12 protein-coding genes and 1 tRNA gene are annotated in these 13,162 nt (G+C 44.3%); 5 read left to right on the forward strand and 8 right to left on the reverse strand.

Features of this window, described 5'->3' with window-relative positions:
- Positions 1-243: 243 nt before the first annotated feature.
- On the reverse strand, positions 244-654 hold the full coding sequence (locus L7E55_RS09400; RefSeq protein ID WP_277443900.1) for a molybdenum cofactor biosynthesis protein MoaE: 411 nt from the start codon (positions 652-654) through the stop codon (positions 244-246).
- Positions 655-1,216: 562 nt separating this feature from the next.
- Between L7E55_RS09400 and L7E55_RS09405 the strand changes: the two genes are divergently transcribed.
- Entirely contained in the window at positions 1,217-1,435 is a 219-nt protein-coding gene (locus tag L7E55_RS09405; protein WP_277443902.1) for a hypothetical protein, read from the forward strand.
- A gap of 203 nt (positions 1,436-1,638) precedes the next feature.
- Here the strand turns inward: L7E55_RS09405 and L7E55_RS09410 are convergent.
- Positions 1,639-1,721, reverse strand: a tRNA-Leu gene (locus L7E55_RS09410).
- A gap of 248 nt (positions 1,722-1,969) precedes the next feature.
- Between L7E55_RS09410 and L7E55_RS09415 the strand changes: the two genes are divergently transcribed.
- A complete protein-coding gene (locus L7E55_RS09415) occupies positions 1,970-2,707 on the forward strand; it encodes a hypothetical protein (RefSeq protein ID WP_277443903.1) in 738 nt (245 codons plus the stop codon).
- Positions 2,708-2,727: 20 nt separating this feature from the next.
- Here L7E55_RS09415 and pssA read toward each other — a convergent pair whose 3' ends face one another.
- Both pssA and L7E55_RS09425 read right to left on the reverse strand, forming a co-directional pair.
- Positions 2,728-3,228: a CDP-diacylglycerol--serine O-phosphatidyltransferase gene (gene pssA, locus L7E55_RS09420; RefSeq protein ID WP_277443904.1), complete on the reverse strand. Its 501-nt coding sequence runs from the start codon at positions 3,226-3,228 to the stop codon at positions 2,728-2,730.
- A gap of 38 nt (positions 3,229-3,266) precedes the next feature.
- On the reverse strand, positions 3,267-3,956 hold the full coding sequence (locus L7E55_RS09425; protein ID WP_277443905.1) for a phosphatidylserine decarboxylase family protein: 690 nt from the start codon (positions 3,954-3,956) through the stop codon (positions 3,267-3,269).
- A 178-nt stretch (positions 3,957-4,134) separates the two neighbouring features.
- Between L7E55_RS09425 and mnmL the strand changes: the two genes are divergently transcribed.
- Positions 4,135-5,088 carry a tRNA modification radical SAM protein MnmL/YtqA gene (gene mnmL / locus L7E55_RS09430; RefSeq protein WP_277443906.1) on the forward strand — a complete coding sequence of 318 codons (954 nt, stop codon included), beginning with the start codon at positions 4,135-4,137 and terminating at the stop codon, positions 5,086-5,088.
- Here the strand turns inward: mnmL and L7E55_RS09435 are convergent.
- Genes L7E55_RS09435 through polA form a run of 4 tightly spaced genes read right to left on the reverse strand, consistent with a single transcriptional unit; the run spans position 5,085 to position 9,895 of the window.
- A complete protein-coding gene (locus tag L7E55_RS09435) occupies positions 5,085-5,666 on the reverse strand; it encodes a lytic transglycosylase domain-containing protein (protein WP_338091203.1) in 582 nt (193 codons plus the stop codon). The two genes, mnmL and L7E55_RS09435, sit on opposite strands and share 4 nt — an antisense overlap.
- Positions 5,667-5,701: 35 nt before the next feature.
- Positions 5,702-6,331, reverse strand: a complete 630-nt coding sequence (gene coaE / locus L7E55_RS09440) for a dephospho-CoA kinase (protein ID WP_277443908.1) — start codon at positions 6,329-6,331, stop codon at positions 5,702-5,704.
- Positions 6,332-6,381: 50 nt separating this feature from the next.
- On the reverse strand, positions 6,382-7,209 hold the full coding sequence (mutM, locus tag L7E55_RS09445) for a DNA-formamidopyrimidine glycosylase (RefSeq protein WP_277443910.1): 828 nt from the start codon (positions 7,207-7,209) through the stop codon (positions 6,382-6,384).
- Positions 7,210-7,222: 13 nt separating this feature from the next.
- Complete coding sequence (gene polA, locus L7E55_RS09450) at positions 7,223-9,895, reverse strand: DNA polymerase I (protein ID WP_277443911.1); 2,673 nt, start codon at positions 9,893-9,895, stop codon at positions 7,223-7,225.
- A gap of 193 nt (positions 9,896-10,088) precedes the next feature.
- On the opposite strand from polA, the gene L7E55_RS09455 reads away from it, so the two are divergent.
- Both L7E55_RS09455 and L7E55_RS09460 read left to right on the forward strand, forming a co-directional pair.
- Complete coding sequence (locus tag L7E55_RS09455; protein ID WP_277443912.1) at positions 10,089-11,579, forward strand: S41 family peptidase; 1,491 nt, start codon at positions 10,089-10,091, stop codon at positions 11,577-11,579.
- A gap of 66 nt (positions 11,580-11,645) precedes the next feature.
- Positions 11,646-13,127, forward strand: coding sequence for a DUF7986 domain-containing protein (locus L7E55_RS09460; protein WP_277443913.1), 1,482 nt, complete (start codon positions 11,646-11,648; stop codon positions 13,125-13,127).
- Positions 13,128-13,162: the final 35 nt, after the last annotated feature.

Below are 13,162 nucleotides of genomic sequence, written 5' to 3' on the forward strand. Positions count from 1 at the left end.
AAATTTTAAGCAGGGTTAAAAAATAATAACATTACTCACTTTTTAAGAATAACAAAAAAGGCTTGAACTCCTTGCAAATACAGGGTTTTCAAGCCTTTTTATAGTTTGTAACTGTCAAAGATGAGATCATACCCCAGTTTGATGGACACGGCAAATGGCTGATACAATAAAACCAGTGGAGGTGTCCATTTTGAAACGTTTTGACAAGCAATTTCTATGTCTGCCTAGACAACCTAATGTCAATTATAATTTTTGCTCAATTTCCGTAACACATTCGGTTTTGATTTTTTCAACCAGGAATTGCAGGGCATCTACAACATGTGGTCTAATATCGCCGCCTATCATTACATACATTATGTCATCACCAACTTCAAGCCGGCCTTCATTAAGCCAAACTTTAACATAGAAGATACCATCCATTTTATAAGTTTCCGCAATCGCCGCATCAACTTTCATTGCATCATAAGCAAATTCCATTCCTTTTACCAACGAACCATCATTAAGCCCTTGGCGGACCTTGGCTTTGGGCGTCTGACGCACAACGCCATTATGGACTAAAAACATCCCTTCCTGTAAAGCCATTGGATCCGCTTTTGCTTCTTTGAGCCATTCATCGATAGATGGTGATACTTTTTTCATCTTTTCAATAATCATAAATGAATACACTCCTAATTTTTGCCTTTTGGGGAGAACCACTGTCTCCTCGCGTGCGGTACATTGAAACATATCTACCTGCTGAACTATCCTTAATCTTAAATTGCATCGACATGTTTTTCAACATAAAAAAAAGAGCTGACCTAATTATCAAAGGCCAGCTCTTTTTTTCTTGGTGTCGGAGACGGGACTTGAACCCGTACGGTTGCCCACACGCCCCTCAAACGTGCGGGGTAAAAAACCGTTGCGCCAAAAAGTTTGTAACCCTTGTACCCCAAGGCTTGCGGCGATTTTGATAGCGCGCTTTTGTCGCTGTTAGTGCGTACATCTTGCTCAAAAATTACACGCGAATTTTTTAGAAGGCATGTGCGCGGATAGGATGTGCGCGTCTGATTTATTATTCGTCAGAAGCATTAAGAATCCTTTTTTGTAATCTTGATTGTGCTGGGCCGGCACTTCATAAATGTGTGGATTAAGTTTATAAGATGATCAAAAAATACCCTTTTTGTGATATAGTTGAGGTAAGAAATAAAGTCAAGTTACTTGTAACGGGGTGATAACAATGGCTATTGAACGTTTAATAGAGGAAATAAAGAAGCTTTCACCGGCTGATCGATACAAGCTGCGTATTACCCTAGAGGCCGAAGATTTTAGCACATCAGATATTGAGGCATCAAAACAGGCGGCTGGCAAGTGGAATGACATAGACGCAGAGAAATTGATTGAGGATATCTACGAGAGTCGCCAATACAACCCCAGAAGAGTAGAGGTCGGTTGGTAATGGCAAAGTTCTTGTTGGATACAGATTGGGCAATTTATTATCTTCGAGGGAAAGAAACCTTTGTCAAAGCTGTTGATAAGTACCGGGCAAATTAGGGGACAACAACAAGGATGGGGGAAACGCAAAAAATAGAGGTGGCAGCCGCAAGCGTTTTGAAAAACCAAAAAAAGCCGTGGATTACTGCCCACGGCTTTTGTAGTATTTGGTGTCGGAGACGGGACTTGAACCCGTACGGTTGCCCACACGCCCCTCAAACGTGCGCGTCTGCCAGTTCCGCCACTCCGACATGTGAACGCAAGTGGCCCTTGCACATGATATTATAACAGACAGACATTTTGAAAGCAAGTGGTTAGTGTGTGGTTAGTATTGTAGATTGTTAGTATCACGGATTTTGAGGTGATTAAAGACAGTCTTTGTAGAATGAATATAAAACCTATTGTAATCAGAAAAGATTTGAGATAGACTAACTTTACTAACTAGCATGTTGACCGTTTGTTTCTTTAGAACTAATAAAAATACATGGAGGAAAATCTGTTGTACCCTCAAACTCATGTATACTTTGCTGAAACTGTACTGGGAAAACAGGGTGATATTGTTACGTTGGGAAGTATTTTACCGGATATGCTTATCGGGAAGGATTTTAACCATAATGAAGCTCACAGCAAAGGTGTGGAGATATATAATTTTGCCGGAAAGGATAGCTTAATACTGGATTTCGGCAAGGCAGTCTCTACTCACGGGTTTAATCCAAAGGGCTTGGATTATTACGGGGATGAGAAATACCTGGATTACGAAAGAGGTTATTGTTTTGAAAAAGCAAGACCTTTTATAGCAAGAACAGTGGAAGCTTGCAATATACCCGTGGAAATGGGATGGTGGAAAGCTCATAATATTATTGAAATGGGCGTGGAAACTATTATCAGTTCAACTGATTATTATAGTGAAAGAATTAAAACTGCGCTTTATAATAGATGTCTGATCAATAAAGTAGATGAAATACTTCGTGAACTATGGAAAAAGAGCAGTCTTAACTTTGCGCGGCGGGTTGAACGGTTTGCCGGATTTGTTGAAATAGAAAGGGCTACCGCTGAATCGCTGGCTAAAAAATACTATATACAGATGCAGTTTAGACACCATGTGGAGATAGATGTGAAAATGGTTACAAAGTTAATTAATGATGCTGCGGAAAGTGTGATCTTAGACTTAAATGATTTTTTTAATATTACCTCAGGTTTGGTAAAAAATAATATTGAAGCTTTGCTCAATGAGTAGCTTTGTTTCAAAGCTTTCTTCTAAATTTTGGGTATGCGTAGTGTACTGATCATAGCCAGCGCAAGAATAAAACTGGCAACTAATAATACTATATGGCTAGGTATAAGTAAAACAATTATAGCCAGGGCGGTTCCACAAACAGTGATGGGGATACCCTGAAAGTAAGAGGGAGTGCATGACACGTTATACCGGGCCAGACGTAAGCCTCCGCAAAGTGTAAAAATACAGAAACATACCAATCCCGCCAAGCTCCAATTACCCGCCACGGAGCTGTACATCAAGGCGGCCGGCGCTATACCGAAAGAAACCATATCAGCCAAAGAATCAAATTCTTTGCCAAACGCCGATGCTGCATTATAACGGCGAGCCAGCATTCCATCGAAACGATCCATCAAAGCTGCCAAAATAATCAAGATGATGCTCATTGTGTAGTTATGGCTCAGTGTATTAGCCAGGGCTACGACGCCTAGCAGTAGATTGGCTGCGGTACATATATTGGGTACTATTGCAATCCTGCTCACATGTACACCCCTGTCTTTTCTTTTAAAGATTAAATGCGTCATTCAGATGTTCGTGTTTTCTCGTCAGGCAATATCCCTATCACAGTTTCTCCGGCTTTGACATGTTCACCCTTTTTTACCAATATTTTAGTGCCGGGTGGGAGGAATAATTCATTGCCGGAACCAAATTTAATAATACCGATAATATCACCTGCAGATAAAATATTGCCTTCATTAACCCAGCATTTTATTCTGCGAGCGATAAATCCAGTGATTTGGCAAACCATTATTTTGAAGCCATTGCTTTCAATACCGATAAAATTTTTTTCATTGATCTCCGAAGCATGGCTTTTAAAGGCCGGTATAAACTTTCCCGGACGATAATGTCTGAATTTCACTTCCCCCTGCAATGGTGACCGGTTGATATGCACATTAAAAATAGATAGAAATATAGCGACCCGGATAGTTTTATCCATAATATATTTGTCTTCAAAGGCTTCTTCTATCTCAATGATTCTGCCGTCCGCCGGTGAGAGAATCAAGTTCCCGTCTTCCGGTATGTTTCTTTTGGGATTACGGAAGAAAAATAGCACAAAAAGAAACATCAAGGCAGGAATAGGAGAAAGTATTGGGATATTACGGTACAGGTATGCGAACAGCGCAGCAAGAAGCAACAGATAATGCCAGGTTAATCGAAGACTGACGGCAGTCCTGGCAAGCATATTCTCAGATTGATTTTTATTAATCAACTCTTAGGATTTCCCCTTTACCATTTTGTTCACTTGCTAATTATATATTTAAATAATCATAACCTGTAAGGCAATTCATTGCAAGAACTAAGGTTGCTCTACCCTTATTAAATATTAATTTTATCTGCAAAACATGCTGTGATAGAATGGTTATGAAAAAAACAGGGGAATGTGAACTATGAACGCAGCCCTTTACAACCGGTACTCCGAGCATCTGGTTAAAAAATACGGGAAAAAAGTATATAAACTGCCTATTAACCTGCCGGGTACGTGTCCGAATAGAGACGGCAAGGTTGGCGAAGGCGGATGTATTTTTTGCGATGAGCAGGGCTCCGGTTTTGATTGTCTGTCTAATATGCTTTCAGTTAAACTTCAGCTAAAAGAGAATAAGGAATATTTCAGCAAACGTTTTAAAGCTGAGAAGTTTATTGCGTACTTCCAGGCTTTTACCAATACTTATCAGCCTTTTGAGCTTTTTCGGGATAATATTCTGGAAACGGTAACTGAAGATGATTTAGTCGCGATATCTATTTCAACCAGGCCGGATTGTGTTAATGATTGCTACCTGGATTTTTTGCAGGAAGTAAGAAATGATCATAAGATAGACATAAGCATTGAACTTGGCCTGCAAACCGTTAATTATCATACCTTGGTACGGGTTAACCGGGGGCACACCCTGGCCGAGTTTATTGATGCGGTTAACCGGATTAAGGCCAGGGATTTTGACGTCTGCGCCCACTTAATTCTTAATTTGCCCGGGGACAATTATCAGGACGCTGTAGAAAACGCCAAGGTCCTTTCAGCTTTACGGGTAGACTATGCCAAACTGCATTCCCTTTATGTTGTCGGGGGTACTCCTCTCGGCGACATGTATCAAAAAGGCCGGTTTGAAATTATTTCTATGCAGGAATATATCGAAAGAGTAGCATGCTTTTTAGAGTATCTTGATCCGGGAATAGTAATTCAGCGCTTGGTCGGTAAAGGGCCAAAGGATAACTTGCTGTTTTGCAACTGGGGGGTTAGCTGGTGGTTGGTTAAAAAAAAGATAGAAGACTACATGGAAGGGGAAAATATTTACCAGGGTAAAAAGTTTGATTACTTGAATGGAAAAGCGCTGAAAGGTATGTTTTAATAAAGATAGTGGTATATATGTTGATGCAATAATACTTTTCGCACATAAAGGCGCGTTTCTGGAAATGGTATTTCATCTATTTTTTCTTCACCCCCGCTGAGATTCTTCCGGTCAAGCCAGTCTTTGACGTTACCCAGCCCGCCGTTGTAAGCAGCCAGAACAAGTACGATGTCGCCGTTAAATTCTTTCCCTAGGTCTGCGATATACCATGCCCCCAGCTTTATGCTGGTTTCCGGATCTAATAACTTTTCCATACTAATTGCCGGTTCGCCTATCTGGCGGGCGATCCACTGGCCGGTCTCCGGCATGATCTGCATCAAACCGCGGGCTCCCCGGTCAGAGACGGCCCGGCTGTTAAAATTACTTTCTGTTTTCATTATCGCCACTAGAAGAAATGGGTCGACGTGATATTTATTCGCGTAGAAAAATATCGTATCCCGGTAGGGGAAAGGGTAGAAAAACCTCGCGATATTACCGGAATTAAATAATATTAACAATACTAACAGGAGGAAAAATACTCTGCGCTTAATCCTCCCTCTGTTCAACCTTTTGCGAAAGGCAGCGGCCAAAATTATCACTCCGCGAGAAACATGAATTAACTGCTTATAATATGTTATATTTGATCTGCTTCTTGAACATGTTCATTTTTTAAATCAGCCAGGTGTTGATCTATCTGTCTCTTGGTCTCTTCGGGCGAACCGTTGTTGTCAATGACCCGCCGGGCATATTTCAACTTTTCCACTTGGGGCATTTGAGCCGCCACGCGCTTTCGCGCTTCCTCATCGCTCAGGCCGTCCCGCTCAATAAGCCGTTCAACCTGTTTCTGAGCGTCTACTTTCACTACCCATATCTCGTCCACACTTTTATGCAACCCGACTTCAATCAAAAGTGGAGCGTCAATGACCAGCAATCTGTCACGGGAATCGGGAAGATTATTAAATTTAATCTTTTCACTTTCTATCGCTTCCACTATTCGTGGATGGGTGATCGCATTTAACTTGGCCAGGGCGTCCGGGTCGGTAAATACAATCGAGCTCGTTTTTTTACGGTCAAGGGTGCCGTCACTATTTAAGACACCGGGACCAAAAACCTTGACAATTTCCGCGAGAGCCGGGGTTCCGGGCTGAACAATTTCCCGCGCGACTTGATCGGCGTCAATTACTACAGAGCCCAGACTTTCGAGGTAACGGCTAACGGTGCTCTTGCCACTGCCAATATTCCCGGTGAGACCAATAACTAACAATATCGATACCCTCCAACAATATGATTTTCGTTATCTGCGCGTTAGTCATGCTAAATCTTCTGGCAGGCCGGGCAGTAGTATGAACTGCGCCCGCCTATTTTTTTTCGCAATATGTTTTGGCCGCAGCGGCGGCAAGGTTTGCCTTCCCTGTTGTAAACCCGTAAAAGCTCTTGGTAATTACCGGGCCGTCCATTTCCGTCGATGAAATCCCGCACCGTTGTCCCCCTGTTTTCTATTCCCTCCTGAAGAACATCACGAATGGCATGATGGAGTCGTGTTATTTCCCGCGGATTGAGGGTTGTTGCCAGGCGTTCCGGGTTTATTTTAGCCCGGTGCAGCGCTTCATCGGTATAGATGTTGCCCAGACCCGCGATAAAGGTTTGATCGAGCAGAAGCGGTTTAATGCGAACATGTCGCCGTTTCAGTTCTTTTTTCAAGTAACTTGTGGTGAAAACCGCGCCCAAAGGTTCTACTCCCAGGTCTTTGAACCCGGAAAGGCTATTCATGGAAGAGGCAGGTACTAACCAGATCCGGCCAAATTGCCGCATGTCGGCAAAACGCAGGTGACAGCTGTTGTCGAGTGCCAGAACTAAGTGAGTGTACTTGGACAGCGGCTCGTCTTGCTGACAATACACCAGGTTGCCGGTCATACGTAAGTGGAACAGTAAATTTAACCCGTCATTCAAGATAAACAGTAAATATTTACCGCGCCTGTTTATCTTCAATATCTTTCTACCGGTAATCTTTTCCTTGAATTCATCAATGTCCGGCGTCCGGATGATTTTAGGAAGCAATATCTGCGCTGCAATAATTTTCAACCCGATCAACTTGGGCTGGAGTGTTCGCATAACAGTTTCTACTTCAGGCAATTCCGGCATTTTATTCATCCCTTCATTTTACATCATACCAGTTTGGCCCGACTTTTATCACAACATCAAGTGGCACATCAAGTATAACAGCATTTTCCATGCACCTTTTGACTAATTGCTTAAGCTGCCCGACTTCCTCGCCTGGTGTATCGAAAATCAACTCATCGTGTACCTGAAGGATCATTTTTGCTTTAAGTCTGTGTTCAGCTATTTCCCGATGTATATTAATCATGGCAAGCTTGATGATATCCGCCGCGCTGCCCTGGATCGGCGTGTTTATCGCGGTGCGCTCACCGGCATTGCGTATAATCTTGTTGGGGCTGAACAAATCCGGAAGGTAACGGCGCCTGTTTAAAAGTGTGGTTACAAACCCGGTTTCACGCGCTTCTTTGATAACCCTGTCAATATAGCATTTGACCCCGGCATACCGGGAAAAATAGTTTTCGATGTATTGCCTTGCTTCCTGACGTCCTACTTTAATGTCCCTGGCCAGCCCGAAGTCACTTAACCCGTAAACAATCCCGAAATTTATCGCCTTTGCTCTTCTGCGCGTTTCGCGTGTCACTTCTTCAGGTGAAATAACGAATATCTCCGCCGCTGTGCGTGTATGTATATCTTCCCCGTTTTTGAACGCCTCAATCAGTACCGGGTCGCCGCTTATATGGGCGAGGATGCGCAGCTCGATCTGGGAGTAGTCCGCCGTGAGCAATAAATTCCCCGCCCGGCAGGGAATGAATACTTTTCTTATTAATCTTCCTTGCTCGAGACGGATCGGTATGTTTTGGAGATTGGGCTCCGAACTCGAAAGTCTTCCGGTGGCGGTTACTGTTTGGTGAAAAGATGTATGCAACCGTCCGGTTTCAGGATTTATCAGAGCGGCAAGTCCGTCGGTATAAGTGGATTTAAGTTTCATCAACTGGCGGTACTCCAGTACTTTCGCGACCAAACTGTGGGCGGCCGCCAGTTCTTCTAATACCCCCGCGTCAGTAGAATAGCCGGTCTTTGTTTTTTTAATTACCGGTAACTTTAGATCATCAAACAATATTTTGCCAAGCTGCTTGGAAGAATTAATGTTGAACTTGCAACCGGCAAGCTTATAAATATCACCTGCTAATTCTTCGATCAGGTCCCCCAGGGCTTTGGACATGGATTCAAGTTGAATTTTATCGACGGCCACGCCGTTGATTTCCATTTCCCCGAGCACCTCAATGAGCGGTAATTCCACATCGTAAAAGAGTCTGTCTTGTTCCTGCAGCTTTAGCTTGCCGTCTAAAAGCCCGGCTAACCGGTTGACGCAATCAGCCCGGGCTGGCAGCGCTTCATCGCCTCCGGGGAGGATTACGTTAAGATACTCTAAGGAAACGTCCTCCAGTTCCCGGTTTGGGGTGGCAGGATTAAGCAAATAGGAGGCGATCATGGTGTCGAAAGCCAAGTTTGTTAATTTAATATCGTGTTTGTGCAGAATTTTAATGATGTCTTTTCCGTTGTGGCAGTATTTTTTTATAGTTGAATCTTCACAAACGGTTCTAAGGACCTCAAGCGCTTTTCCGGGAAAACCGTCTTGTCCAGACATGTTCAGGTAGTAAGCCGTATCTCCGTCAATTGCAAAGCCGGCTGCGGTGACGCCGGAGTTTGGATTGCCGGCAAGTTCCAGCGACACCCGCCCGGAGGTCCTGACATTTTTTAAGAAGGTATTAAGTTTGTCCGGGTTGTCCAGACTTTGGTGCGCGACAGAATATGTTTCCAGATTTGATTGCTGGAGCGCTTGAACCGCATTTTGTATTGAACGGTTCTTGCTTCTTGGCGCATTATCGCCCTTGCCGTCCATGTCTTTAAAATAAATTGATTTAATCAATGTGTTGAATTCAAGTTTTTTTAATAGTTCCAGGAGTTCTTGATAATCAGGTCCGGTCCAGCGGCATTGTTCCATGTCGATTTCCACTGGCACATCACGGCAGATGGTAACAAGCTGTCTTGAAAACTCTGCTTGTTGGCCGGATTTTTTGAATAGCTGACCGGCCCGGCCGGTGAGTTCGTCGACGTGGGCAAGTATTTCCGCCAAGCTGCCGTATTCTCTAAGAAGCCTGATGGCGGTTTTTTCTCCAATTCCTGCAATGCCGGGCACGTTGTCTGAAGGGTCGCCGGTCATTCCTTTCAGGTCTATGAGTTGCCGCGGGGTAATTCCATACTTGTCCCAGACTTTTCCCTCGTCATACTGATCAATTTCGCTGATTCCTTTTTTTGTCAACATAACCCTCGTTAATGGCGAGACAAGCTGCAGGACATCGCGGTCACCGGTGACGATCAGTGTATTCAGACCGGCATCTTCAGCCTTCGCGGAAAGTGTGCCAATCAGGTCGTCGGCTTCGTAGCCTTCGCTTTCGAAAATCATAATCCGCATGGCCCGGAGTATTTCTTTCACAATTGGAAACTGGCGCCGTAAATCGTCCGGCGTGGGGTTGCGATGCGCCTTATACTGGTCGTAATCGTTGTGGCGGAAAGTTTTTTTACCGATATCGAAGGCCACTGCAATTCTGCCCGGCTGTTCTTTGGCCAGGAGTTTTAACAACATACTGGTAAAGCCGTAAACGGCATTGGTAGGTAAACCTGTGCTTGTGGAAAGCGGCGGTATCGCGTGAAAAGCCCGGTGCACCAGACTGTTGCCGTCAATAAGCATAATGGTTTCAAGAGACATGTGAATCGCACCTGCCTTGAATATACTCCCATAGTATTTCACCGCATGAACTCAAAATACCTGCTCTAAAATATACTGTTGTGATAAACAGATCTGAATAAATGTCAGGGGCAGGTTGATCTGACCAAAAATTTGCAGGACTTTAGCCGGCAAGGGCGAATAAAACCCATATCAAATAATTGAGGTGAGCGTATTGCGTAAATTATCTCTTGTTTTTACTTTTGTGTTATTTGTTATTTTTTGTTTTGCCGGACCTGTACTCGCGGGCGAAAACACGGCCATCGGGACAGAAACTTTTGAGGAGATACTGAATAATATCCAAAGCCAACACATTAGCAATCCAAACTCGGATACCCTGATCCAGGGTGCTATTGACGGTATGATTAATACTTTGAACGATCCGTATACTGTATATTTATCTCCGGAGCAATTAAAAGAATTTCAGGGTTCACTGGAAAGCGAATACGTTGGTGTTGGTATGCAATTACAGCCAGGTGAGCATTTTCCTGAAGTGATCGGGGTTATTGAAAATACTCCCGCTGAAGAGGCTGGAATTAAAGTAAACGATCAGATCATAAAAGTGGATGGAACTGATGTAATTGATGAACCCTTGGGAATGATTGTGCAAAAAATCCGCGGGCCGAAAGGGACAAAGGTCAGACTAACCGTCAGAAGGAGCGGTGCCGGTGACTTTGAACTGGAACTGGTCCGCATGAGTATCGACACGCCGACGGTAATCTGGAAAGTTCTTGATGACGGTACCGGTTATATAGGTCTTAACAAATTCGGTGTAAATACCGCCGACGAATTCGATAAAGCTTTGACAAAATTGAAGCAACAGGGTGTGACCGCTCTGATTCTGGACGTCAGGGATAATCCGGGCGGCATTTTGGGGGAAGCGGTGCGTATCGCCAGTGATTTTGTTGAGTCGGGCCAGTTGGTGACAAGTACCGTTGACAAGAACGGGGAACGTCAGGAATATCATACTAAAGGCGCTGCTATCGGCTTGGGAATACGTACGGTGGTATTAATTGACCGTAATAGCGCGAGCGCTTCGGAAATATTGGCTGGCGCGCTTCAGGACTATCATGCGGCGACTCTGATCGGCGGTACAACTTACGGGAAGGGTACTGTCCAGACCATTATCCCGCTTAAATCAGGCGGGGCCTTAAAACTGACCATTGCCAAGTATTTAACTCCAAAAGACAGGGTTGTCAACGGGATCGGCTTAAACCCGGATTATCAAGTGCTTACACCTGGTCTGCAGTTGATTGCGGCGCAGAGATTTTTGAAGCCATCTGAAAAGAATGTGGTAGAATTTGATATAGAAAAGTCAGAGGCGCAAGTTAACGGGATACCAGTAAAAATCGAACAAACGGTCATGCAAAAAAATGGCGTTACTTACCTGCCGCTTAGATTTTCTTTTGAGGCGTTGGGATACAAGGTTGACTGGCAATCTTCAAGTAATAGTGTTAGAATAACGGGGTACGGCTCTAACGCGCTTTTCAGCGCGGAGAACGGGCAGGCAGTTGTCAATGGAAAGGAGACAACAGGCTTGGACCCGCTGAAAATTGAAGAGGGGGCGACATATATTCCCCTTTCTGATTTGAATGTTTTTAATATCAGTTGCAAAACAGAAGAAAGCAACCTTTCACTTGAAAAAATGTCCGCGTCCGGGAATTAAGATTGCAGTTATGGTTCAAAGATAATTGCTACCCTGGCATAACTTATAATGGGGGAGGTGTTATAAGTGCCCAGAACTAAAAAGTCATGTCCGTGCGGTAGTGGAAAGCCTTATGAAAAATGCTGCGGTGAAAGCAAGGCCTGTTGTTCGCTCGACCAAGTCCGATGGCGGCGGGCCGGCCAGGAACTGCGCCGCAAACTGGGCGAATTTGCCGATCAGCCTTCTTTTGCATGGGACGCGGCCCGAGCCCAGGATATGTATTTAGGTTGCATGGATCAAAGATTGATGCTGCATGACGATGATTTTACAATGGAACGTTGTTTTGAATGGTTTATCTTTGATTTTTATATCTCCAGGGGGTCGACGATTATTGAAACATTCCGGGAAGAATACTCGCACCCTTTGAGTAATTATGAAAACGTTTTAGTAAAGGAATGGTCTCGTTCACGGATTTCCCTGTACGAGGTCCAAATGGTGTTGCCTGGTAAAGGGCTCGTGATCAAAGATCTTTTAAGCCGTAAGAAGCTAGTGGTTCATGATATCAACGCAGCGGCTGAGATTAAATCGGGAAGTATCTTGTTGATGAGAGTCCTCAAAGTTGGTGATGAGTACGAGTTTTCCACGAGCGGCCTGGCATTGCCGGATTGGTGCAAAGAACCGTTGTTAAGACGGCTTTATCAGGACCGTGAGGATTATTATAATAATAAGATGAAAGGGGTCAGGGGGTGGGGAACTTACCTGAAAGAACGATCCCATAAAATAAATGCCTGGGTCATGGAATTAGGAACTGATAATACCTGGTTTAACAGCGAGTCAGCCGGCATGAAGAGGGAGCAATATAAAATAAAGTTGCCTTTGAAAGACTGGCGGGAATTGATAAAGCATATTAAATGCTCAGATGAATTTGTCATTACTCAGGAATTAAGAGACCGGACAGGCGTATGCGGCGTGCTGGCCGCCTGGCTCGGTGAATCCCGTTCGATAAAGGGGCTGCGCCGGGTATTGGGCAATATAGTTCTAACACCCCGGTCCATCGTGATCACCGCAGGTTCGCCCAAGACATTATCCGCAGGAAAGAAACTCTTCATTAACGGTTTTAAGGAATTTATCGAGGATAGCGCTGAAGAAATTTCTTATCAAGCGGACGTAACGGCGGAAGCCGTTGCAGAAACTTTTCCTTGGCCTGAACCGGGTTATGCCGTTGTGGCGGTAAGCGTCAAGGAAGGGCTGGCAGCGCGTGGATATAATATTGAGCAGCAAAGAGCGGCTGCGAAGCTTTGGTTTGATTATTGCTCAAAAGAACAGCCATCTATCCGGAAAACGGCCGTGTGGGCAGCTGCGGTAATATATGCTTTTACCAGGTTGGAAAAGGAGGAGGAATTAAAACAACAAGATTTGGCGGGACAATATGGCGTTGCTTCTTCGACGATCTCGTCAAAGTACCGGTTGCTGTGCCAGTCATTGGAGCTTGTGACTTATGACGAGCGTTATTCTACAAAAGGACCGCCTTTGAAAAGATTAAGGGGAAATAGGGGTGAGCATCCCTGACTGGGTTGATTGAAGAAGTTTTTACAGCCATTACA

Origin of the sequence: Pelotomaculum isophthalicicum JI, from assembly GCF_029478095.1 — a bacterium.
Classification (GTDB): domain Bacteria; phylum Bacillota; class Desulfotomaculia; order Desulfotomaculales; family Pelotomaculaceae; genus Pelotomaculum_D; species Pelotomaculum_D isophthalicicum.

Coding starts and splice junctions, on each gene's coding strand:
- L7E55_RS09405 (WP_277443902.1), top strand. CDS start 1,217: ATGGCTATTGAACGTTTAATAGAGGAAATAAAGAAGCTTTCACCGGCT.
- polA (WP_277443911.1), bottom strand. CDS start 9,895: ATGTCTCTTGAAACCATTATGCTTATTGACGGCAACAGTCTGGTGCAC.
- mnmL (WP_277443906.1), top strand. CDS start 4,135: ATGAACGCAGCCCTTTACAACCGGTACTCCGAGCATCTGGTTAAAAAA.
- mutM (WP_277443910.1), bottom strand. CDS start 7,209: ATGCCGGAATTGCCTGAAGTAGAAACTGTTATGCGAACACTCCAGCCC.
- L7E55_RS09400 (WP_277443900.1), bottom strand. CDS start 654: ATGATTATTGAAAAGATGAAAAAAGTATCACCATCTATCGATGAATGG.